General features: G+C 63.1%; 19 protein-coding genes and 1 riboswitch. Of the genes, 2 read left to right on the forward strand and 17 right to left on the reverse strand.

The features are described from left to right. Positions 1 to 12: 12 nt before the first annotated feature. Positions 13 to 909 (forward strand): toll/interleukin-1 receptor domain-containing protein, encoded by an 897-nt coding sequence (locus J0W34_RS06265; RefSeq protein ID WP_230971086.1) that lies wholly within the window; start codon positions 13 to 15, stop codon positions 907 to 909. Here the strand turns inward: J0W34_RS06265 and J0W34_RS06270 are convergent, their stop codons facing one another. From J0W34_RS06270 to xth, 3 genes are read right to left on the reverse strand one after another with little or no spacing between them, the layout of a single operon-like run. Continuing rightward, positions 910 to 1563: a Crp/Fnr family transcriptional regulator gene (locus tag J0W34_RS06270; RefSeq protein WP_230971087.1), complete on the reverse strand. Its 654-nt coding sequence runs from the start codon at positions 1561 to 1563 to the stop codon at positions 910 to 912. Continuing rightward, positions 1560 to 2273 carry an alpha/beta fold hydrolase gene (locus J0W34_RS06275; RefSeq protein WP_230971088.1) on the reverse strand — a complete coding sequence of 238 codons (714 nt, stop codon included), beginning with the start codon at positions 2271 to 2273 and terminating at the stop codon, positions 1560 to 1562. The genes J0W34_RS06270 and J0W34_RS06275 overlap by 4 nt, the downstream gene beginning before the upstream one ends. Further along, positions 2270 to 3031 (reverse strand): exodeoxyribonuclease III, encoded by a 762-nt coding sequence (gene xth, locus J0W34_RS06280; RefSeq protein ID WP_227817044.1) that lies wholly within the window; start codon positions 3029 to 3031, stop codon positions 2270 to 2272. The genes J0W34_RS06275 and xth overlap by 4 nt, the downstream gene beginning before the upstream one ends. Positions 3032 to 3216: 185 nt before the next feature. On the opposite strand from xth, the gene J0W34_RS06285 reads away from it, so the two are divergent. Beyond that, a complete protein-coding gene (locus J0W34_RS06285; RefSeq protein WP_230971089.1) occupies positions 3217 to 5037 on the forward strand; it encodes an EAL domain-containing protein in 1821 nt (606 codons plus the stop codon). On the opposite strand, the gene J0W34_RS06290 is transcribed toward J0W34_RS06285, so the two are convergent. The 14 genes from J0W34_RS06290 to gap all read right to left on the reverse strand — a co-directional run bounded on the left by J0W34_RS06290 (position 5002) and on the right by gap (position 22036). After that, entirely contained in the window at positions 5002 to 7074 is a 2073-nt protein-coding gene (locus J0W34_RS06290) for a M3 family metallopeptidase (RefSeq protein WP_230971090.1), read from the reverse strand. The genes J0W34_RS06285 and J0W34_RS06290 overlap by 36 nt on opposite strands. A 179-nt stretch (positions 7075 to 7253) precedes the next feature. Next, positions 7254 to 8027 carry a DUF2189 domain-containing protein gene (locus J0W34_RS06295; RefSeq protein ID WP_230971091.1) on the reverse strand — a complete coding sequence of 258 codons (774 nt, stop codon included), beginning with the start codon at positions 8025 to 8027 and terminating at the stop codon, positions 7254 to 7256. 101 nt (positions 8028 to 8128) lie between these two features. Beyond that, on the reverse strand, positions 8129 to 9064 hold the full coding sequence (locus tag J0W34_RS06300) for a phosphoribosylaminoimidazolesuccinocarboxamide synthase (RefSeq protein WP_230971092.1): 936 nt from the start codon (positions 9062 to 9064) through the stop codon (positions 8129 to 8131). A gap of 111 nt (positions 9065 to 9175) precedes the next feature. After that, a complete protein-coding gene (locus J0W34_RS06305; protein ID WP_230971093.1) occupies positions 9176 to 10129 on the reverse strand; it encodes a hypothetical protein in 954 nt (317 codons plus the stop codon). A 74-nt stretch (positions 10130 to 10203) separates the two neighbouring features. Continuing rightward, positions 10204 to 11676 (reverse strand): MBOAT family O-acyltransferase, encoded by a 1473-nt coding sequence (locus J0W34_RS06310; protein ID WP_230971094.1) that lies wholly within the window; start codon positions 11674 to 11676, stop codon positions 10204 to 10206. 83 nt (positions 11677 to 11759) lie between these two features. Continuing rightward, entirely contained in the window at positions 11760 to 13049 is a 1290-nt protein-coding gene (locus J0W34_RS06315; protein ID WP_230971095.1) for a DUF3422 family protein, read from the reverse strand. 74 nt (positions 13050 to 13123) lie between these two features. Continuing rightward, entirely contained in the window at positions 13124 to 13534 is a 411-nt protein-coding gene (locus J0W34_RS06320) for a gamma-glutamylcyclotransferase family protein (protein ID WP_230971096.1), read from the reverse strand. A gap of 63 nt (positions 13535 to 13597) precedes the next feature. Continuing rightward, positions 13598 to 14662 (reverse strand): class II fructose-bisphosphate aldolase, encoded by a 1065-nt coding sequence (gene fba, locus J0W34_RS06325; protein WP_227817035.1) that lies wholly within the window; start codon positions 14660 to 14662, stop codon positions 13598 to 13600. A gap of 110 nt (positions 14663 to 14772) precedes the next feature. Beyond that, positions 14773 to 15516, reverse strand: coding sequence for a 5,6-dimethylbenzimidazole synthase (gene bluB, locus J0W34_RS06330; protein ID WP_230971097.1), 744 nt, complete (start codon positions 15514 to 15516; stop codon positions 14773 to 14775). Positions 15517 to 15558: 42 nt separating this feature from the next. Next, positions 15559 to 15745, reverse strand: a riboswitch (cobalamin riboswitch). A gap of 45 nt (positions 15746 to 15790) precedes the next feature. After that, the gene (pyk, locus tag J0W34_RS06335) at positions 15791 to 17236 is read right to left on the reverse strand and encodes a pyruvate kinase (protein ID WP_227817033.1); all 1446 of its coding nucleotides are present in this window, start codon (positions 17234 to 17236) and stop codon (positions 15791 to 15793) included. Between the two features lie 83 nt (positions 17237 to 17319). Then, the gene (locus J0W34_RS06340; RefSeq protein ID WP_230971098.1) at positions 17320 to 18516 is read right to left on the reverse strand and encodes a diguanylate cyclase domain-containing protein; all 1197 of its coding nucleotides are present in this window, start codon (positions 18514 to 18516) and stop codon (positions 17320 to 17322) included. Positions 18517 to 18690: 174 nt separating this feature from the next. Further along, the gene (locus J0W34_RS06345) at positions 18691 to 19875 is read right to left on the reverse strand and encodes a phosphoglycerate kinase (protein ID WP_230971099.1); all 1185 of its coding nucleotides are present in this window, start codon (positions 19873 to 19875) and stop codon (positions 18691 to 18693) included. 56 nt (positions 19876 to 19931) lie between these two features. Further along, complete coding sequence (locus J0W34_RS06350; protein ID WP_230971100.1) at positions 19932 to 20960, reverse strand: type I glyceraldehyde-3-phosphate dehydrogenase; 1029 nt, start codon at positions 20958 to 20960, stop codon at positions 19932 to 19934. A 59-nt stretch (positions 20961 to 21019) separates the two neighbouring features. After that, complete coding sequence (gene gap, locus J0W34_RS06355; protein WP_230971101.1) at positions 21020 to 22036, reverse strand: type I glyceraldehyde-3-phosphate dehydrogenase; 1017 nt, start codon at positions 22034 to 22036, stop codon at positions 21020 to 21022. Positions 22037 to 22040: the final 4 nt, after the last annotated feature.

The raw sequence follows: 22040 nt of genomic DNA on the forward strand, positions 1-22040 counted from the left end.
ATAACAGGTGGCATGGGGCACATTTTCATTTCATATCGACGTGACGACAGCGCCGGGTATGCGGGCCGGCTGGAGGAGGCGCTCCAGGCGTACTTCGGCCCCGATGCCGTGTTCCGCGATGTGGACGATCTGGTGCCCGGCATGGCTTTTTCCTCGGCGCTTGATGCCCGGATCGACGCGGCACGGGTGGTGCTGGTGCTGATCGGGCCCGGGTGGCTGGACGCCGATCGCGACGGCGTGCGCCGTCTGGAGCAGGCCGACGACTATGTCCGGCGGGAGGTCGCACAGGCCCTCGCCAGTGCGAAACCGGTCATCCCCGTCCTGCTCGGCGGAGCGCAATTGCCCGCGCGCGAGGCGCTTCCGGCGCCGCTCAAGGGGTTGGTCGATCGTCATGCAGTGTGCCTCGATGACTCCGGTTGGCGCGATGACGTGGCACGCCTGTCAGGTGCACTTGCTCAGTGGGTGCCGCCTGCCGGGCACTCACGGTTTCCGGGCGCAGCCAGATGGGGCGTTGGCCTTGTCGTGCTGCTCGGCGCACTCATGCTTGCCTGGCCTCATGAACCCCCCTTTCCCTCGGGTGCCTGGGAGACCGAGGTGCGTTACGAATGGGGGCCGGTGGTGACCGAACGCTTCGTCCTCACCGAGCGCGGGGAGCAGATCATCGGGTGGGCAAGTTTTCTCGGCGTGCCCCGGCCCATCGTTGCCGCGAGCTGGTCGGAGGGTGTCCTGCAGTTCGAAACGCGCACGCACAGCCAGATGGGCGATGAAGAGCGCAGCCTGCACCATCGCTATCTCATGCAGCGCGACGATACGGACCGCACATGGCGGATGGACTACGTGATCGAAGGCGGATTTTCGCCTGTGAAGCCGATGCGTCTGTCGCTTCGCTACGCCGGTGCCGAACCCTGATCAACCGCCTGCGACGTGTCGCAATCCGGCCGGATCTAGAATCTCGATCTGTTCCCGGGAAAGCTTGACCAGCGACTGGGCGGCAAATCCCTTGAGCAGGCGGCTGATGATCTCGCGCACGCTGCCCAGTTCGTCCGCCAGTTGCTGGTGGGTGGTGTGCAGGATGCGCCCTTTTCCCAGTAGCAGCGTCGCCAGGCGTTGATCGAGTTTGTGGAAAGCCACTTCCTCGATCAGTTGCATGAGCTCGGCAATGCGATCGGAGAACAGGTGAAAAACGAAGCCGCGAAAGGCGGGTTCGCCCAGCAGGGCGTCGAACACCGGCTTGGGCAGCATGACCATCTCGGTTTCCGTTTCGGTGATGCCGCGTGCGTTGTAGTCCTCGTGACCCAGCAGGCATGACGAGGAAATCACGCAGGTTTCGCCCGGAGACACCCGGTACAGCGGCAGCTCGCGACCATTGGGAGACGCCTTGATGACCCGCACCGAGCCGCGAACCACGAATGGAAAACCCTCGCAGGCCTGGTGATCGTCGAACAGCACGGTCCCCGCCGGGACGGTGACCCACTGGGCGGCGTCAAGCAGCGCTGTCCGCGCGGCCTCGGGCAACTCGGCCAGTACCGGATAGCGCTCGATGAAGGTGTCGGTGGAACTCATGCGGTCTCTTCCAGGCGTTTGAGCCAGTCGGTCACGACAGTGATCGCCGCCGCTGGCGTCTCTTCATGCCGTGCCGGAAGACACACGTGGCGGTCCAGCGGATGGCGGCGTTTGCGCGTGAAAGCATAGTCGATTCCCAGCCCGGCGGCAGGGTCTTTGTCACCCACGATCCAGAGCAATGGCAGCTTTGCCTCGAGTCGCCCCATGTTGTCCGGCCACACCAGAGCGCCCACCGGATCGAAATACGACAAATAGTGAGCCGGTCGCATGCGAATGCGACGGGTCGTGCCCTGAAAGGTATCGGTGAGGGGAATGCGCTCGTGTTCAGTGGGCTGGGTCTGCGCGATGGCCAGCGCAGCGAGCGTGTGTCCGTCGGCGGCCATGCGCTCGGGGAAATGCCCTGGTGCCAGAAGCACCAGCCCATCGGCGGCAGCGCCTTGCGCCGCGTGGGCGAGGGCCACCGCTGCGCCGAGGCTATGGCCGCACACGACGATCCGCGCACAACCGTTTTCACGCAGGCTCGCGACATCCGCGTCGATGGTGGCCATGGCCTCCTCGAGCGGGCGGTCGTAAAGACGCCGCAGGGCCCACGGATAGGTCGAAACGGTGGTGCGGTGCCCGGCGTCGTTCAGTGCGTCCGCGAGGGGCGTTACGGCAAAGGGCGGGGCGTCCCATTTGCCGTGCAGCAGGACGACGCCGAGCGTGCTCACAGGTCGAGGTCGAGCACCACCGGGGCGTGGTCGGACGGCCGTTCGAGCTTGCGTGGGGCCTTGTCCACGTGGCAGAGCGTCGTCTTGCTCACCAGCGGTTCGCTGATGAGCAGGTGGTCAATGCGCAGGCCGAAGTTGCGACGGAATGCCCCCATGCGGTAGTCCCACCAGGAAAAGCTGCGCTCTTCCTGTTCAAACAGGCGGAAGGCGTCGGTCAGTCCGAGTCCGGCCAGCGCGCGGAACGCGGCGCGCTCGGGCTCGGAGACGTGGATTTCGTCCTTCCAGTCGGGGTGAGCATCGCGGTCTTCGGGTGCGATGTTGAAGTCGCCCGTGAGCACCAGCTTGGGATGGCGTGTCATTTCTGCCTTGACCCAGGCGGTGAGCGCCTCAAGCCAGCGCATCTTGTACTCGAACTTCTCCGAGCCGACGGCCTGGCCGTTGGGAAAGTAGCCGCAGATAACACGTACGTCACCGACCGTGGCGGCGATGATGCGTTTCTGTGCGTCTTCGAAATCGGGAATGTCCTTGATCGTATCGCTGACCGGTTCGGGGGAGAGGATGGCCACGCCATTGTAGGTTTTCTGGCCGTTGAACACGGCGTGATAGCCCGCTTCCTGAATCGCCTCGAGCGGGAAGGCCTTGTCTTCCATCTTGAGCTCCTGAAGGCACAGGGCATCGGGTTTTTCCGACGCCAGCCAGTCGAGGACGTGGGGCAGGCGGACTTTCAGGGAATTGACGTTCCAGGTGGCGATTCGCATGGGTCGGGTGACTTTGAAAGGCTGAAACCCCGATTCTGCCAGTCCTTGCCGCAATGGGCACGGGAGGCGGCCATGAACGTCGTTCCACACCGGCCGGTTCCGGCTGTGGCTGTCACGAAAACTTCATTCAAGTTGCGGTGCAGCAGTCCGTATTGGGCGTGTCTGCTGTTGCCCGGAACGAAATCATGCGTGCGCCCTCATTCGGATTACCCAGTATTCTGCGACTTGAACAGATCCTGTCCCGGCGCAAGCTGCGCTTTGTTTTCCAGGCGATTGCCGATTGTGGCGACGGCCGCGTGTTCGGGTACGAGGCCTTGATGCGAGGCCCCGACGGAACCGATCTGGCTTCGCCGGAACGCCTGCTGGAAGTGGCCCGCTACGCCGGCATGAGCATGACGCTCGAATCCGTGGCTTGCGAGGAAGCCGTGCGCCAGTTTGCCGCGCTGGGGCTCGGTGGAAACGTGTTCATCAACCTGAGCGCACCCACGCTGGGCGCATTTGCTGATGCCCAGGGCGGTTCGCTGGTGAAGACGGCACTGCGCCACGGCATCGCCCCCGAGCGTATCTTCCTTGAACTGACCGAGCATGAGCGCGTCCCCGACGTGGCACTGTTTGCCGCACAGATGGAGGTGCTTCGAGGGCAGGGCTTGAAGCTGGCCATTGATGACTTCGGGGACGGCCGCTCAAGCCTCAGGCTCTGGTCTGAGCTTCGGCCGGAAGTGGTCAAGATGGACGCCTATTTCGCCAAGGGTCTGAACAAGTCCCATCGCAAGCTGGCCATCCTGAGGCATACGCAGGAACTGGCCGACTTGCTCGACACCCCGCTTGTGGTCGAAGGGATCGAAACGCCCGAGGAGCTTCGGCTGATTCGCGACCTGGGCTGCCGGTTTGCACAAGGCTATTTGCTGGGCCGCCCTTCGGAGGCGCCTGATGATCGCATCAGTATTGCGGCACTCGACGCGCTGGCCGCGCCGTCGCTCGAACTGCAGCCCCAACGGCCGCAGCGTGCCAGCCTGATCGAAACGGTCGAGTCGTTATGCGTGACCACGCCAGCGGTTCGCGCGGGCGATACCTGCGAGCATGTGCTGCAACTGTTCGGCCGGCTCGATGAGGCCCATGCGGTGGCCGTGCTCGAAGGGGAGCGACCGATCGGCTTGATCAACCGGCAGCGTTTCATTGACCGGATGTCTAAGCCTTTTCACGTCGATCTGTTCGGACGCCGTCCGTGTGCGCTGTTCATGGACTCGAATCCGTTGCGGGTGGATCGGTACTCAAGCATCGAATCGCTGACCACGGTGATGCTGGGCGAAAACCAGCGCTACCTGACCGACGGATTCATCGTCACTGATCGGGGCGGCTACTTCGGCCTGGGCACCGGCGAGCGGCTGGTGCGTGCCGTGACCGAGCGACGTATCGAGGCGGCTCGCCTGGCCAATCCGCTGACCTGTCTGCCCGGGAATGTGCCCATTACCGACCACATCCGGCGCCTGCTCGATGCACGGGCACCGTTTAACGCCGCCTACTTCGATCTGAACAACTTCAAACCCTATAACGACCTCTACGGTTACTGGCGCGGGGACGAGATGATCAAGCTCGCCTCGGCTGTGCTGGTGCGGCACTGCGACAGTCGCTGCGATTTTCTCGGGCACGTGGGCGGGGACGACTTCGTGGTGTTGTTCCAGAGCCGGGACTGGGAGATGCGCTGCCGGCGGATTCTGGACGAATTCGATCGTCGCGCCCGAGATCTGTTCGATCTCGCCGAACTGGAGCGCAACGGCTTCATGTCGGAAGACCGGCGCGGTTTCGCGGCCTTCTTCCCGCTGACGTCGATCAGCGTCGGCGTGGTGAGCGTCCCGGCGGGGTGTGATGCGACGCCAGAGGCGGTGGCCTCGTGTGCCGCCGAAGCCAAAAAGGCGGCGAAGCGGTCCGGAGACCACTTCGCCGCCACGTCGCAGCCCGAGACGGGGCGATCAGGCCGTCGTTTCGAGCATGCCGCTGTGGCGTAACAGCGCCTCGACCTGAGGCTCGCGACCACGGAAGGCGCGGAAAGACTCGATGGCCGGGCGGCTGCCGCCCACGGCCAGCACTTCGCGCCAGAAGCGTTCGCCGGTTGCCCGGTCGAGCAGTGAATGCTTGCCCTGACCGGCTTCTTCAAACGCCGCAAAGGCGTCTGCCGAGAGCACTTCAGCCCATTTGTAGCTGTAGTAGCCTGCTGAATAGCCGCCGGCGAAGATGTGCGAGAAGCTGTGGGGGAAGCGGTGCCAGGCGGGCGGAATGAGCACGGCAACCTGCTTGCGCACATCGTCGAGCAGCTTCAGGACCGTTTCGGCCGCCACCGGCGCGTCGGCCTCGATCTCATGATGCAAGCGCAGATCGAACAGGCTGAATTCGAGCTGGCGAACCATCTGCATCCCGCTCTGGAAGTGGCGTGCCGCCACCATCTTGTCGAACAGTGCTTGCGGCAGGGGCTCGCCGGTATTCACGTGGCTGCTCATGCCCGAGACCACGTCCCACTCCCAGCAGAAGTTCTCCATGAACTGGCTGGGGAGCTCGACGGCATCCCATTCCACGCCATGAATTCCAGAGACCGCCACCTCGTCGACCTCGGTCAACAGGTGGTGCAGGGCGTGGCCGAACTCGTGGAAGAGGGTGGTTACGTCATCGTGGGTCAGGGTGGCGGGCTTGTCGCCGACCGGCGGCGAGAAGTTGCACACCACGTAGGCCACCGGTGTCAGCAGGCGACCCCGGCTCATCTGACGGCTGCGGGCCGAATCCATCCAGGCGCCACCGCGCTTGGTCTCACGGGCGTGCAGATCAAGATAGAGCTGGCCGATCATTTGACCGTCGCGTTCGATGCGCAGCACCGTGACCGACGGATCCCAGGTCGGCGCGCTGTCCCGCTTGAGCGACACGCCGTACAGCGATTCGATGACGCCGAACAGGCCGTCCAGCACCTTCGGCTCGGGGAAGTACTGACGCACTTCGTTCTCTGAGAAGGCGTAGCGGGCCTCGCGCAGCTTCTCGCTGGCATAGGCCACATCCCACGGGTTCATCTCGCGCATGCCCAGTTGCTCGTCGGCGAACGCCTTGAGCTCGGCCAGATCGCGTTCTGCAAACGGCTTGGCCTTGTGTGCCAGGTCATTCAGGAACGCCAGTACCTGTGCCGGACTGTCCGCCATCTTCGGCACCACCGAGAGTTCGGCATAGCTCTCGAACCCGAGCATGCGCGCTTCCTCGGCACGCAGGGCGAGGATCTTGCCCATCAGCGGGCCGTTGTCCCATTTGCCATCGCCGTGCTCGGAAGCGCGAGTGGCGTAGGCGCGATACATCGTCTCGCGCAGGCGCGCGCTGTCGGCGTACTGCATCACCGGCAGATAGCTGGGCATGTGGAGGGTGAACTTCCAGCCGTCCTTGCCTTCCTTCTCCGCCGCGGCGCGGGCTGCATGGATCACGTCTTCAGGCAGACCGGCCAGTTCGGCCTCGTCGGTCACGTATTCGGCAAAGGCGTTGGTCGAGTCGAGAAGATTCTCGGAGAATCCGGCAGCGAGGCTGGAGAGGGCTTCCTGGATCTCCTTGAAGCGTGGTTTCTGCTCATCGGGCAGCTCGGCGCCCGAGAGGCGGAAGTCGCGCAATTCATGATCGATGATGCGCTGGCGAACGCCGTTGAGCCTGGCGTACTCCGTGCTCTTGGCCAGCGCGTGGAATTTCTCGTAGACCCCCTGATTCTGCCCCAGCTCGGCGAAGAAACGACTGATCTCGGGCAGCAGCTTGTTGTAGGCAGCGCGCCACTCCGGAGTGTCCATCACGCTGTGCATGTGACCGACCACGCCCCAGGCTCGCCCCAGGTGCTCGGTGGCCTCCGTCATGGGGATGACGAAATCGTCCCAGGTGGCCGGTGTCCCGGCCTGTGCCAGCGCGTCGATGGTGCGCTGGGCATCTTCGAGCAGGTATTGAATGGCAGGTTCGACGTGGTCGGGCGCGATCTTGTCGAAATGGGTCAGGCCGGTGAAGTCGAGCAGGGGATTGCTGGTTGGGCTTGTCATGCGTGAGATCCGGTGGTGATGCTGCGCAGTTTCTGGAGAGTCTGATACGCGCGAACGGCCCTCGCCACCCGCGCACTTTGCTTAGATCGGGGGCGTCGGAAAAAATTCAAGCCCCGGACCGAAGAGCCCGGAGCCTGGTGGACGGGAAAAACGGCGTCGAGCAGACCTGCGCGCCTGGCTCAGCCGACAATATCGCGATACGCGTGCCAGGTGGCATGACCCAGCAGCGGTAACACGATGACCATGCCGACCATCAAGGTGGCGAAACCCACGGCAATGAGGGCCACGATCAGGGCCGCCCACACCAGCATGGGCAGCGGATTGGTGGCAACGGCACGGGCACTGGTCGCCATGGCGGTGAACATGTCGGTATCGCGCGCCATCATCATGGGGATGGCCACCACGGTGGCACTGAAGACAATGGCAGCGAGTGTGCCGCCAATCACGATGTAAGCGGCGAGCAGTACGTTGTAGTCGCCTGAAAACAGGATGGATTGGGCGAAATTGGTCAGATCCGGCACGTTGTCCATGTAAAACAGGGCGAATACCACCGCCGAGACGCGCTCCCACAGGACAAGCATGAGGGCAAGCAGGATGCCGAAGTGAAACAGCAGGTCACTGTGGGCCCGCAGCCCGGAAATGGACGCCTTGAGCGAGGTGCTCTGGCCCTGCTCGTGCCGGCGCGACACCTCATAGAGGCCCGCGGCCGCCAGCGGACCAATGAGCAGAAAGCCGGAAATGGCGGTCGAGAGCAGGTAGGGGCGCGGTGCGGCAAAGGCCAGCAACGCGTAGCCGAGGATGGCAAAGAACACGCCATAGACAATGCTGGTGCCCAGGTTGTCGCGCATGTCTGACCAGCCTCGCGCCAGCCAGTCGAACGGTCGCTGGGGCGTGACCTCTCGCAGATGGGGAATCGAAAAATGCTGCGACAGGAAATCCGCGTGTTCTTCCATGCAAACGCTCCTCGTTCAGACATTCGTCAGAACACTCTAGATCGCTGCAACGCGGAAGGAAAGTTGCGCTGCATCATGGGTTTGCATGATGCAGCAGACAATCAGGGCAGCGTCTTGCCGGTCAGGCGCTCATAGGCCTCGACGTACTTCGCACTGGTGCGCTCGATGACCTCGGCCGGCAGACGGGGGCCCGGAGCACGCTTGTCCCAGTCGAGTGTCTCGAGATGGTCGCGCACATACTGCTTGTCGAAAGACGGCGGGCTGATGCCCTCCTGGTACTGATCCGCAGGCCAGAAGCGGGATGAATCGGGCGTGAGCGCTTCGTCGATCAGGTGCAGCGTGCCGGTTGCATCGATGCCGAATTCGAACTTCGTGTCGGCGATGATGATGCCGCGGGTGGCGGCGTAGTCGGCCGCTTCCGTGTACAGCTGGATCGCGGCGCGGCGCGCCTCATCCGCCAGTTGGGCGCCTTGCTTGCCGGTGCCCGTCAGTTGGTCGGCGAGTACGGTCTGGGTGCGCTCCTGAGCCTGGGCGAACGAGATGTTCTCGTCGTGGTCGCCCACGTCGGCCTTGGAGGCGGGCGTGAAGATCGGCTCGGGCAGCTTGGCAGCCTGTTTAAGGCCGGCGGGCAGCTCGATGCCGCAGATGGCGCCGGTGGCCTGATAGTCTTTCCAGCCCGAACCGATCACGTAACCGCGAACGACCGCCTCGATGGGCAGTGGTGCCAGGCGTTTGACGACCAGAGCACGCCCGGTGACCTGATCGCGCTCATCGGCGGCGACCACGTCTTCGGGGGCAATGCCGGTGAGCTGATTGGGGACCACGTGGCCGAGTTTCTCGAACCAGAAATTGGCCATCGCAGTCAGCACCTGACCCTTGCGCGGGATCGGGTCCGGCAGGATCACGTCAAAAGCAGACAGGCGGTCGGAGGTGACGATGAGCAGTTTCTCGTCATCGATGGCGTAGATGTCACGTACCTTGCCGCGGGCGAGCAGGGGCAGGGAGCGGATGGTCGATTCGAACAGCGGGGTCGTCATGGCAGAACAATCGCCTGAGTGGGATCAAAGCGCGATTATAACGGTGCGCCCGTGAGCTTCGCTCAATAATCAGGCAGCTACCCTGGTGTCGGACTCCTGTGTCACGACCGCTCAATTCCCAAGCCGGTCGGCAACCGCTTCGGCGGCCAGGCGATGTGCGGTGGCGTTCCAGTGCTTGTCGTAAGGACCCACGGCCAGGGAGAGGGGGGACGAGGTCTCCCAGCGAGCGAAGATCGGCGCAAGCGGCACCACGTGCATGCCGGCTGCGCGGGCCTTGTCGGCGAGCATGTCCATATGCACTTGATTCCACGCCTGAATGTTGCCGCTGAAGTGAGAAACGTTGATCACGATCACCGGCGGGCGAGATATGCTCGGCATCGATGCAATGAATCGGTCGATCAGTTGGCTCGCCTTGGTCGCATCGACCGGATCGGCACTGGTTTTGTCCGACGCCGGCTTCGCCTTTCTGGCCTGGTGGGAAACGAGCTCCTTGAGCCACTTGCCCGGTTGGATTCTCAATTGAGAGAAGAGGTATTGCGCCAGCGCCGAGTGACGCATGACACGTTTGAGCAGCCCGGGCTGTGGCGGCGTGACCTGACGAAGTTCCAGCGTATCGGTGTCAACACAATCACGCGCATGGTTGCCCGAGCCACAGAGCATCTGGCGGACATCGCCGGTTTCGACCACGATGACGAACTGCTGAACGCCCCACTGCTCATGAGCGAAGCGCGCCCGGTGTGCGTAGTCGAGCAGGCTCGTGCCGGGCACCCCCATTGAATACACCGGCCCGTCGTTTACGAGAGCTTCAAGCTGCGGCCCGATACGGAGTTCTTCTGCCAGCATGTTGGCTTCGACGTAGCTGTCACCAATGACTGCGATCGCGGCCGGGTTGGGCGCGAAGTCGTGTGCGTCGACAAAACCGAAGTTGTTGGTCTCGTGATGGCGAGCGTTCTTCAGATCCCAGCCCGTGGCAACAGTGAAGCGATGATTGGGCGGATACGTCTCGATGGCGGGGTCGATGTAGTAACCCGCCATGGTCGCCGAAGGGACGGGCAGGAGTTGCATGATGCACTCCAGCCCGACCAGTGTGGCAAGGAAGCCGGTGACGAAGAGCGCTGGTTTTCGTAGCACAAGGCGCCTCAGAAATTGAAGTAGATGAAGGCGCTCATGGCGTCGCGTGTCTCATTGAGCAGGACCAGCAGGCAGGCCAGGATGAAAGCGCTGCCCGCGAGAATCGATCGGGCGTTGCCGTGTTGTCGGGTGACGTTGAGCGCCAGCTCGCCCAGGCGGTTGCTGTTGGGCCCCACAAATGCGATCAGGGACAGGCTTGCACACCAGGAAAGGCCCCGGGCAACGTCCAGCCCGCTGTTCCACAAAATGCCGTGATCGCCACCGTGTGTCGGCGCATACATCGCGCGAAGCATGGCGAACGCGGCGGCGAAGCTTTCTGCCCGGAAGAACACCCAGGCGATCACGACACTCAGGAACGTCAATCCCCACCCCAGGAGTCGGTAGGCCGGCAGGCTGGAGAGTCGGGGCGCCCTGCGCTGGACGATGGCACTGAAGGCGTGATTGATGGCCAGATAGAGTCCGTGCAGCCCACCCCACACCACGAAGGTCCAGGCCGCGCCATGCCACAGGCCGCCCAGCAGCATGGTGATGAACAGATTCACATAGCGCCTTGACGGTCCTTTGCGGTTGCCGCCCAGCGGAATGTACAGGTAGTCACGCAGGAAGTTCGACAGGCTGATGTGCCAGCGGCGCCAGAATTCAGAGATGGACCGGGCCTTGTAGGGCGAGTCGAAATTGAACGGCAGGCGGATATTGAGCATCCATGACAGTCCGATCGCCATGTCGGAATAGCCGGAGAAATCGAAATAGAGCTGGAAGGTGTAGGCCAGTGCCGCCATCCACGCCTCGAGCGTGTCGGGCGTGGCGCCTTGCTGGACGGCATTGAACACCTCGTCGGCATAGGGCGCGATACCGTCGGCAAGCACGACTTTCTTGAACAGGCCGATCATGAAGATGATCAAGCCCCCGACGAAGTTGCCGCTGTTGAAGCGGTGAGTCGAGGTGTCCCTGAACTGCGGCATCATCTGGGCATGATGAAGCACCGGGCCGGCGACCAGGTGGGGAAAATAGGTGACGAACAGCCCGTAGTGGGAGAAAGCATATTCGCGCGTGCCCTTCTGGTAGGCGTCGGCGAGGAACGCGATCTGCGTGAAGGTGAAGAACGAGATGCCGATGGGCAGTTCGATGTGAACCGGCGGCCAGTCTGCGCCCAGCAGCGCGGCCATGCTGGCGACCAGGAAGCCCGCGTACTTGTAGTAGGCCAGCAGCGCCAGGTTGACGGTGACCCCGGTGATCAGCCAGGTTTTACCCCCGGCGGTGCCAGCGCCGTGCGTGGCGATTCTGAGGCCGACCCAGTAGTTCCAGACGATGGAGCCGAGCAGCAGAACCACGTACTCGGGCATCCAGTAGCCGTAAAAGAACACCGACGCGGCGAATAACCAGGCTGCACCCCAGCGACGACACTTGGCCGGCAGCAGAAAGTAGACGCCGACGACGACCGGAAGGTAGAGAAACGCAAAGGCTGCGCTGGTAAAAAGCATCGGACGTCAGCGTGAAAAGATGAAGCCGGGAATATCCCAAGTGCAAGGGGCTTCGTCAATGAAGCGAATCACGCCCCCAAGTGTTATTCGTGCGCCTCAGCGGCGGCAATTTTCTTTTTCATTCGCCTCAGCCCCAGCGCAACCATCAGCGCGATCACCGGAATCGAGATGGCCGTGATGACGTCGGGGGTCAATGGCTTGATGAGAGGTTTTGCGCCCTTGGAGAGGTAATTGACCAGTTGGGACGCGTAATAGGTGATGGCGACGACGGACAGGCCTTCGACTGTTTCCTGCAGGCGTAGCTGGAGCTTGGCGCGCTTGTTCATCTGGGTCAGCACGCCCTGGTTCTGCTGCTGCAGCTCGATATCCACCCGGGTTCGCAGCAGCTGGCTGTTACGGGCAATGCGGGCGGAGAGGTCTTCCTGTCGGCGCGCGATGGCGGCGCAGGTGTTGAGCGCAGGGGCCAGGCGTCGTTCGATGAAATCGGCAATGTTCGGAAAGCCGGGCACGCGCACTTCGCGCAGCTCGGCGGTGCGTTGCTTGACCAGGCCGTGGTAGGCCGCGGCCGCGCCGAAGCGGAAGGTGGTCCGCGCCACCGATTGTTCCACCGTGGCGGACAGGCGCGTCAGGCGGGTGAGGATGTCGCGTTCGTCCTCGTGGGTCTCGGCCCGGCCCATGGCGTCCATGAGATCGGCCAGTTCATTCTCGGCCTCGGTCAGCAGCGGGCTGATGGCCTTGGCGACCGGAAAGGCCAGCAAGGCCATGGAACGGTAGGTTTCGATTTCGAGCAGGCGTTGCACATTCCGACCAGCCTGGCGGCGTTCCAGGTTCTCGTCGATGACGGTTATGCGTGAAAAACCGTCGTGGATCTTGAAGTCGGAGAACATCCAGCCGGCGTTGCCGGCGAAACGCGAGACCACACACATCTGCGACGGGTCCTTGAGCTCGGCGACCCGGGCCTCGGGCGGGTGGGTCTTTGCATCGAGGACGTGCAGGTGCGTGGCGACCAGCACCTGCCCCGGAATCGCCTTGCGCCACGCCGCAGGTACTGTCAGCAGCGCCGTGGTGTCCTCGGATTCGGCGGGGGCCACATCCCGGTAGAAGGTGTAGCTGGAGAACTCGTTGTGGCGCTCCCACTTGAGACGGAAATCGCCAGCGTCGATGATCACGTGCCCCTTGCCGGTGGGGGGCAGTGCAATGCCCAGCTGCTGCGCCAGTTGCTCCAGATGGTGATGTTCCGCATCACTGCTGCCATTGACGTGCACGAACGCCAGATAGCTGATACGTGTGGGGCCGTAGAGCGGTACGGAAGGGCGCGCGTGGACTTCGTCGTTGAGCGCCTGACGGAGCGGATGTTCTTCGAACAGCGACATGGCAAAGGTCAGTCGGGGCGGGGCACCTAATGTAACAGGCTGTCGAGGCGTCGAACAGACGGTGACGACCGGGGTTACAGCGGTGCGGGCGGGTGCCGCTGCAGGAACCGGGCCTTGCCTTCGGCGAGGAAATGCTCGAAATCCCAGTCGCCTGCTGCCAGACGCTCGCGCTGGTCGGGATGAAAGACGTAAACCCAGGCGCTTTCGATGCGACCGTCGCTCAACCTGACCTGAACGCGTTCGCGCAGATACTCGTCACCTTCGAAATGATCAAGCCGAGCCAGACCGTCATGAGGGACATCCAGATACAGCATGCCCGGCACGGATTTGCCTTCGGCCGGCTGGATGCCCGGGTAGTCGGTGCCGATGACCGGATGACGCGTATAGCCGGCCAGTTGAGCGGGCAGGGGGCTGAGCGTCAGGCCGGTGACCGCGGTGAAGATGTCCTCGCACATCAGCGAGCCGTAGGTGAAGCAGTGCGTCATGAGGCACTCCATGAAAAACGGCATCCCGAGAGATGCCGTTGTGATGTCTCATCAGGCGCTGTGTCAGCGCACGACCTGTTTGAGTTCGCCGGCCTTGTAACGGGCGGCGATCTTCTCGAGCGACACCGGCTTGATCTTGCTGGCCATGCCGGCGCAACCAAAGGCTTCGTAGCGGTCGATACACACCCGCTTGGCCGCTTCACGGGCCGGCTTGTTGAATTCGCGCGGGTCGAACTTGGAGGGGTTCTCGGCGAAGAACTTGCGCACGGCGCCGGTCATGGCCAGGCGGATATCCGTGTCGATGTTGATCTTGCGCACGCCGTACTTGATGCCCTGGACGATTTCCTCGACCGGCACGCCGTAGGTTTCCTTCATGTCGCCACCGTATTGGCGGATGATTTCGAGCAGATCCTGGGGCACGCTGGAGGAGCCGTGCATCACCAGGTGGGTGTTGGGGATGCGCTCGTGAATGGCCTTGATGCGCTCGATGGCGAGGATGTCGCCCGTGGGCTTGCGGGTGAACTTGTAGGCGCCGTGGCTGGTGCCGATGGCGATGGCCAGGGCGTCGCAGTCGGTCTGCTTGACGAAGTCGGCGGCCTGATCCGGGTCGGTGAGCAGGGCGCTGTGATCGAGTACGCCTTCGGCACCGATACCGTCTTCTTCGCCAGCCATGCCGGTTTCGAGCGAGCCCAGGCAGCCCAGTTCGGCTTCGACCGTCACGCCAATGCTGTGGGCCATCTCGACAACCTTGCGGCTCACATCGACGTTGTATTCGTAGGAGGATGGTGTCTTGCCGTCTTCCATGAGCGAGCCGTCCATCATCACCGAGGAGAAGCCGGAGCGCATGGCGGCCATGCACACCGCAGGCGACTGGCCGTGGTCCTGGTGCATTACCACCGGAATATTGGGGTAGGACTCGACCGCTGCATCGATCAGATGACGCAGGAAGGCTTCGCCGGCGTATTTGCGCGCACCGGCAGAGGCCTGCATGATCACCGGGCTGTCGGTTTCGGCGGCCGCTTCCATGATGGCCTGAACCTGCTCCAGGTTATTCACGTTGAAGGCGGGCAGGCCATAGCTGTTTTCGGCAGCATGGTCGAGCAGCTGGCGCATGGATACGAGCGGCATGACAGTCTCTCCAGATGATCTGTTGGGTTGTTCGTTGGGGTTGCGGTCGCAGTGCCGCAATGCAATCTTGGGATTTTAACGCGCTTGCATGAAAGTTGTGGTGCGACGCATCACAATGGAGGGCAACCATTTGTTGCCAGCGCCTGCGCAGCCCGCACCTCGGCGCGCAAGGCGTCGTCGCTGTCCTCACCCCCCCACTGGTCGAAGTGGATGAGATCCTCCAGGGGCAGTCGCTGTCGCCAGCCGGCTTTCTCCAGTTCGGGCTGGTCGAGAAAGTGGCTCACATGGCCGATGCACAGATAGGCGACCGGCATGATGCGCTCGGGCAGCTTGAGGATGTCGCGAATGGCGGCCTTGTGAAAGATGCTCACCCAGCCCACCCCCAATCCCTCGGCGCGGGCGGCCAGCCACAGGTTCTGCACGGCACACACGGTGCTGTAGAGGTCCATGGCTTTTTGATGGGTGCGGCCGAGAACGACCGGCCCGGCACGATCACGATCGCAGGTGATGCACAGATTGACCGGCGCCTCGAGAATGCCTTCGAGCCGCAGCGTTTTGTAGGCCTCGCGCTGAGCGCCTTCGAACATATCGGCAGCTTCGTGATTTGCCGTCAGGAAAGCGTCATGCACCTGCTGCTTGATGGCGTCGCGTCTGACCAGCACAAAGCTCCAGGGCTGCATGAAGCCCACCGAGGGCGCAAAATGCGCTGCGGTGAGAATGCGGGCGAGCAGGGCGTCGTCCACCGGGTCGGGGACGAACTGGCTGCGCACGTCGCGACGCGACAGCATGTTGCGATAGATGATGGCGCGTTCGGTCGCATCGAGTGCGGGCGCGCGAGGGCTGGACGCTTGCATGATTCCCCTTGATCAAGCGTGTGGGAAACAGCCGGGCCTTGCTGTTTCAGGTGCCTTCCGGCCGGTCTTCTGACTCGGGTTCATCCACCGGCGACGCCTTCCCTTGCGGTGGCATCGTGGTCGCCGGCGTCCCCCTCACAGCGTTGGGCACGTTGCGGAATCGGGCTCAGCCCTGCACCGCATTCCCGATTCTCCCGCCATGGCGGGCACCGGAAGGTCGATTAACGATTCGGGGCGCAGTCTAGCAAAACTGCAGCCCTCGGGTGGTATGCGTTCAGTCAGCGACGCCCGGTGCCGGGTGGTCGCCCACGCGCACGATCTTGAGCGTGTTGGTGCCGCCGCTCGAGCCGATGGGTTCGCCAATGGTCAGCACGATCAGGTCGCCATACTCCACCGCCCCCTGGTCGAGCAGGATCTGCTCGGCCTCCCAGAGCAGCACGTCGCGATCCTGATGGGTCTGCGACATGAGCAGCGGATAGACCTCCCGGTACAGCGTCATCTGGTTGCGGGCCGCTTTCTCCGGGGTGAGCGCGTAGATGGGCACGCCGGAATTGAGCCGGCTCATCCACAGCGCGGTGGAGCCGGTCTGGGTGAGCGATGCAATGGCCTTGACCTTGAGGTGGTACGCCGTCCAGATGGCCGCCATGGCAATTGACTGGTCGATGCGCGTGAAGGTGCGGGCGAGGAAGTCGCGCTCAAGCGTCACTTCGTTGGATTTCTCAGCCTCGAGGCACACCCGCGACATGGCCTCGATGGTCTCGACCGGGTAGTTGCCGGCGGCGGTTTCGGCGGAGAGCATGACCGCGTCGGTGCCGTCGAGCACGGCGTTGGCGACGTCGGAGACTTCGGCGCGCGTGGGCACCGGGCTGGTGATCATCGATTCCATCATCTGGGTGGCGGTGATGGTCAGCTTGTTCCGGTCGCGTGCGGCGCGCAGCATTTTTTTCTGCAAGGCGGGCACGGCCGCATCGCCGACTTCGACGGCCAGATCGCCACGCGCCACCATGATGCCGTCAGAGGCGTCAAGAATCTCGTCGAGGTTGGCGCAGGCTTCGACGCGCTCGATCTTCGCGATCAGCAGGGCTTTCCCGCCGGCGGCACGCAGTAGCTGACGTGCCATGTACATGTCCGCCGCACTCTTGGGGAACGAGACAGCGACAAAGTCCACACCGATCTTGGCCGCGGTGCGGATGTCGTCCATGTCCTTGGCCGTGAGTGCCGGCGCCGACAGACCACCGCCCTGGCGGTTGATCCCCTTGTTGTTGGACAGCAGACCGCCCACCTTGACCCGGCAATGGATGGCCGAGCCCAGCACCTTTTCGACACGCAGCTTGATGCGCCCGTCGTCGAGCAGCAGGATGTCACCGGGGCCCACATCGTTCGGCAGGTCGGGGTAGTCCAGACCGACGGTCTGGTTGTTGCCTTCCTTGCAACTGGCGTCGAGGACGAAATCTGCGCCTTCCTTGAGGGTGATCTTGCCCTCGGCAAATTTGCCGACGCGGATCTTGGGCCCTTGCAGGTCGGCCAGAATGCCGACCGGGCGACCGGCGCGTGCGCTGGCCTCGCGAATGGCTTCGGCGCGTGCGATGTGGTCTTCGGCCGTGCCGTGGGAAAAATTCATGCGGACCACATCGACGCCGGCATGAACCATCCGTTCAAGGACGGGCAGTTCAGACGAACTCGGGCCGAGGGTGGCAACGATCTTGGTGTGGCGAGCCATCAGGACTCCTCTCGATTTATTGTGATTTCTCTGGCTGCTCGCATTCTAGCGCGATGATGTGTCAGTGATGCGCACGCCGAGCGTCATTGCGACTGAGCGTCCTTGGGTATTGCGGAATTCGTCACCTGCGTGCGCCACAGGTTGCTGCCACTGCGCTTGGCTTCATACATGGCTCGATCTGCTGCGGCAATCAGGGCGTTGATGTCGTAACTGTCGGGCGTGTAATGTGCGACGCCGATGCTCACGCCCAGCGACTTTCCATTCACCGACATGGGGCCGACGCTGCGCACCGCGTCAACAATGCGCTCGCACACGCTGTCGATGGTCGATGCGCCCTGAAGGCCGGGGCACAGCAGAACGAACTCGTCGCCTCCGAGCCGTGCTGTCACATCCGATTGGCGGGCGATGCTCTGAAGGCGATCACCGAAGTTCTTCAGTACATGATCGCCGATCGGGTGGCCGAGGGTGTCATTGATGGGTTTGAAGCCGTCGAGGTCGAGCAGGAACAGGGCGCCGCACTCCGATTCGCGCTGAGCGCGGCTGAGGACCCGTTCCGCGGCTTCGAAAAACCCCTTGCGGTTGGTCAGGCCAGTGAGCGCGTCGTGGCGAGCGAGTTGCTGCCAATGCTCTTTTTCGTTCTCCATCTCTTTGTGGCGGCGGGTCAGGCCGATGACGATGGCGATGAAATTACCCAGTGCGAGCAGGAACGCGAGCGTCTGGATGACGCGAAGCTGCTCGGTCCGTTGGACGGAATCGTGCTCCAGGCGGGAGGTCAGCCGGTTCATCAGCTGGAGGATTTCAACGTTGGTGCTGACCATGTAGGTGGCGGCTGGTGCCCACACAGCGTCCGTCTTCGCGTGATCCACCAATTGCACGGTGAGCGGCTTGAGCAGGCGGCGGGCTTCGGCGATGTACTCGCTGGCGGCGCCGTCGACGGCATGCAATTGCACCGTCTTGCCGTCGCCGCCAAGTGTCTGGCCACCGTGAGCGAAGGCTTCAAGTGTCTGATTGAACAGGGAGTAAGCCGAAATGAACTCTTCGGCGGCGAGGTCGGCATGCTCGGGGGCGCTGGAGTTTGCGGCCAGCAAGAGTGATTTGGTCATGCGCTGGGAGAGCATGCGCTGGCGCCCGGCCATGTTGATGGCCACAGCATCCTCAGCCACCTGATGGGCGATCCACAGGTTGGTGACGAGGACGGAAAGGTCCAGTGCCACGAACAGGAGGATTGCCGCAAGCAGGCGTCGCGGGGAAGCGATCAGAGCACTGACGGGGATGGGCATGAATCTATGTTAGGCGCGATCTACACTGATCGATAATGTCTCAACGGCGCGTCCGCATCATGTTTGAGCGATTTTTGCCCTTGCGGGATGGTCGTGCAGCGCCATCAGGACATCGTATAAAAAAGGGCGGCCTCGGGGCCGCCCTTCATCACGTGTGCGCGAACACAACCGGCTTCAGTCGTTGAAGCGCGCTTCGAGTGCTTCGATGGCCGGCAGGGTCTTGCCTTCGAGAAACTCGAGGAAGGCGCCACCACCCGTGGAGATGTAACCCACGTCGCCAGCGATGTCGAACTTGGCAATCGCGGCCAGCGTGTCACCGCCGCCCGCGATTGAGAAGGCTTCGGAGTGGGCAATGGCCGAGGCCATCATCTTGGTGCCACCGGCAAACTGGTTGTACTCGAAAACGCCGACCGGGCCGTTCCAGACGATGGTGCCGGCATGAGCGATGATGTCGGCGAGCTTGGCGGCACTCTTGGGGCCAAAGTCGAGAATGCGGTCGTGATCGGCCACGTCATCAATGGCGACGCGGTTGGCACGGGCCAGCGCAGACACCTCGTCGGCCACGACCACGTCGGTGGGCAGGGGGACTTCGGCGCCACGGGCGGCCATGATGTCCATGACCTCTTTGGCTTCCTTGACCATTTCGGGTTCGGCCAGCGATTCACCGATGTTATGCCCGGCGGCCAGCAGGAAGGTGTTGGCGATGCCGCCACCGACGATCAACTGATCGACCTTGTCGGCCAGCGTCTTGAGGATGGTCAGCTTGGTCGATACCTTGGCACCACCGACAATGGCCACCAGCGGACGTGCCGGGGCGTGCAGAGCCTTGGAGAGCGCGTCGATCTCGGCGCCCATCAGCATGCCGGCGCAGGCGACCGGGGCAAAGCGTGCGATGCCGTGGGTCGTGGCCTGGGCGCGGTGGGCCGTGCCGAAGGCGTCGTTGACGTAAATGTCGCACAGCGCGGCCATCTTCTTCGACAGCGTCTCGTCATCCTTCTTTTCGCCCTTGTTGCAGCGGCAGTTCTCGAGCAGGACGATCTGGCCCGGTTCGACCTCGACGCCACCATCCACCCAGTCGGACACGAGCTTGACCGGCTTGCCCAGCAGCTGACCCAGACGCACTGCGATGGGCGCCAGGGTGTCGTCGGGGCCCACGGTGCCTTCGGTGGGGCGTCCCAGGTGGGAGGTGACCATCACCGCCGCGCCCTTGTCGAGGCAGTACTGGATGGAGGGAATCGAGGCGCGAATGCGGGTGTCTTCGGTGATGTTGCCGGCCTCGTCCTGCGGCACGTTCAGGTCGGCACGGATGAAGACGCGCTTGCCGGCAACGTCCAGGTCCTGAAGCTTTTTGACTTGCATGAGTTGAATCTCCTGAGAATGGTGAGGATGGCGATGGAAGTTGAAAATTCTGTGCGTCAGTGTTGCCAGCGAGGGTGCCAGTGCGAAAGCACGTCCACCATCCGGCTGGCAAAACCCCACTCGTTGTCGAACCACAGCAGCATGGTGGCGAGCCGGTCGCCGCTGACCAGGGTCTGGCCGCCGTCGATGACGGCCGAGTGGGGGTCGTGATTGAAATCGATCGAGGCATGCGCCTGCTCGGTATAGGCGAGCAGATTGGCAAAACGTCCGTGCGCGGCATCGGCCACGAGCCGGTTCAGGCGCTGGGTGTCGACCGGCTGGTGCAGAGTCAGCGTCAGTTCGATGGCCGACACGTTGAGGGTGGGTACGCGGATGGCCTTGGCCTGAACGCGGCCCGTCAGCTGTGGCAACAGACGCTCGACGCCGCGCGCCAGCCCGGTAGCCACCGGGATGATCGACTGCATGGCGGAGCGGGTGCGTCGCAGATCCTTGTCGTGATAGCCGTCGATCAAGGGCTGATCGTTCATCACCGAGTGCAAGGTGGTCAGCAGGGCATGGTCGACGCCAAACGCAGCGTCCAGCAGGCCCAGCACCGGCACGACGGCATTGGTGGTGCAGGAGGCGTTCGAGACGATGGTTTCGGTACCCTTGAGGTCGTCGTGATTGACCCCGAACACGGTCGTGGCATCCACGGCCTCGGCGCTCTGGCCCGGCTGCGAGAGCAGCACACGCGGGCAGCCGGCCTGGATGAACCGGGTCAGGTCTTCACGGGTGCCGTAGCGTCCGGAGCATTCGACGAGCACGTCAATACCGAGGGCTGCCCAATCGACATCCTCCGGGCGCGTGGCGTGAGTGACCACGATGGGCTCGCCATCGATGCGAAGTGCGCCCTCGGCCACATCCACGACACCGGGAAAACGGCCGTGAGTGGAGTCGAAGCGTGTTAGGTATTCGATACTGGCCAGGTCGGCCGGTTCATTGATGGCCACGACTTGCCATTGATCGCGACGCGGCGATTCATACAGCGCGCGCAGGAAGCAACGGCCAATGCGGCCGTAACCGTTGATGGCGATGCGGACGGTCATGAAGGTGTTGCTTGAGCGTTCACGAAATCGGGGGCGCCGTGGCGCCCCCGAAAACGGTCTTACTTGGCAGCGGCGAACGCGCGGGCGGCGTCCAGCATGCGGCAGGAGTAGCCCCACTCGTTGTCGTACCAGGCCAGCACCTTGACCAGATTGCCGTCGATGACGCGGGTCTGGGTCAGGTCGAAGGTGGAGGACACCGTGGTGTGGTTGAAGTCGCTGGACACCAGCGGCTCGTCATTGACGGCCATGATGCCCTTGAGCGGACCGTTGGCGGCCGCGATCATCAGTTCGTTGATCTCTTCCTTGGAGGTCGGACGCTCGGCGGTGAAGGTCAGATCCACCAGCGACACATTCACGGTCGGCACGCGCAGGGCGAAGCCATCGACCTTGCCCTTGAGCTGAGGCAGCACCAGACCCACGGCCTTGGCGGCACCCGTCTTGGTCGGGATGATGTTCTGGGCCGCGGCACGGGCACGACGCAGGTCCTTGTGGCGCACGTCCACGGTCACCTGATCGTTGGTGTAGGCGTGCACGGTGGTCATCAGGCCCTGCTTGATGCCGATGTTGTTTTCCAGCACCTTGGCGACCGGAGCCAGGCAGTTGGTGGTGCAAGAGGCATTGGAGACCACGGTCATGCCGGCGGTCAGCACTTCTTCGTTCACACCCATCACCACGGTGGCGTCCACATCGTCACCGCCCGGGGCGGAGATCAGCACACGCTTGGCGCCCATGTCCAGCAGCTGCTGCGCCTTGGCCTTGGTGGTGTAGGCACCGGTGCACTCCATGAGCACGTCCACGCCATGGTCACCCCAGTTCACGCCCTTCGGATCCTTGGTGGAGTAGAAGGCGATCGGCTTGCCGTCGATGATGATGCAGTTCTCGCCTTCGGTGCTCACCGAAGTGGCGAAACGACCGTGGGTGGTGTCGTACTTGAGCAGGTGGGCGTTGGTGGCCAGATCGCCGGAGGCGTTGATGGCGACCACTTCCAGCTCGTTCTGCAGGCCCAGTTCGTAAATGGCCCGCAGCGTGCAGCGACCGATTCGACCGAAACCGTTGATTGCGACTTTGATGCTCATAGGA

The organism is Nitrogeniibacter aestuarii, assembly GCF_017309585.1.
In the GTDB taxonomy this organism is placed as follows: Bacteria; Pseudomonadota; Gammaproteobacteria; order Burkholderiales; family Rhodocyclaceae; genus Nitrogeniibacter; species Nitrogeniibacter aestuarii.

Bases quoted from the DNA above. Each gene is read 5' to 3' on its own strand.
- J0W34_RS06265 (WP_230971086.1), top strand. From the start codon at position 13: ATGGGGCACATTTTCATTTCATATCGACGTGACGACAGCGCCGGGTAT.
- J0W34_RS06270 (WP_230971087.1), bottom strand. From the start codon at position 1,563: ATGAGTTCCACCGACACCTTCATCGAGCGCTATCCGGTACTGGCCGAG.
- xth (WP_227817044.1), bottom strand. From the start codon at position 3,031: ATGCGAATCGCCACCTGGAACGTCAATTCCCTGAAAGTCCGCCTGCCC.
- J0W34_RS06285 (WP_230971089.1), top strand. From the start codon at position 3,217: ATGCGTGCGCCCTCATTCGGATTACCCAGTATTCTGCGACTTGAACAG.
- J0W34_RS06290 (WP_230971090.1), bottom strand. From the start codon at position 7,074: ATGACAAGCCCAACCAGCAATCCCCTGCTCGACTTCACCGGCCTGACC.
- J0W34_RS06295 (WP_230971091.1), bottom strand. From the start codon at position 8,027: ATGGAAGAACACGCGGATTTCCTGTCGCAGCATTTTTCGATTCCCCAT.
- J0W34_RS06300 (WP_230971092.1), bottom strand. From the start codon at position 9,064: ATGACGACCCCGCTGTTCGAATCGACCATCCGCTCCCTGCCCCTGCTC.
- J0W34_RS06305 (WP_230971093.1), bottom strand. From the start codon at position 10,129: ATGCAACTCCTGCCCGTCCCTTCGGCGACCATGGCGGGTTACTACATC.
- J0W34_RS06310 (WP_230971094.1), bottom strand. From the start codon at position 11,676: ATGCTTTTTACCAGCGCAGCCTTTGCGTTTCTCTACCTTCCGGTCGTC.
- J0W34_RS06315 (WP_230971095.1), bottom strand. From the start codon at position 13,049: ATGTCGCTGTTCGAAGAACATCCGCTCCGTCAGGCGCTCAACGACGAA.
- J0W34_RS06320 (WP_230971096.1), bottom strand. From the start codon at position 13,534: ATGACGCACTGCTTCACCTACGGCTCGCTGATGTGCGAGGACATCTTC.
- fba (WP_227817035.1), bottom strand. From the start codon at position 14,662: ATGCCGCTCGTATCCATGCGCCAGCTGCTCGACCATGCTGCCGAAAAC.
- bluB (WP_230971097.1), bottom strand. From the start codon at position 15,516: ATGCAAGCGTCCAGCCCTCGCGCGCCCGCACTCGATGCGACCGAACGC.
- pyk (WP_227817033.1), bottom strand. From the start codon at position 17,236: ATGGCTCGCCACACCAAGATCGTTGCCACCCTCGGCCCGAGTTCGTCT.
- J0W34_RS06340 (WP_230971098.1), bottom strand. From the start codon at position 18,516: ATGCCCATCCCCGTCAGTGCTCTGATCGCTTCCCCGCGACGCCTGCTT.
- J0W34_RS06345 (WP_230971099.1), bottom strand. From the start codon at position 19,875: ATGCAAGTCAAAAAGCTTCAGGACCTGGACGTTGCCGGCAAGCGCGTC.
- J0W34_RS06350 (WP_230971100.1), bottom strand. From the start codon at position 20,960: ATGACCGTCCGCATCGCCATCAACGGTTACGGCCGCATTGGCCGTTGC.
- gap (WP_230971101.1), bottom strand. From the start codon at position 22,036: ATGAGCATCAAAGTCGCAATCAACGGTTTCGGTCGAATCGGTCGCTGC.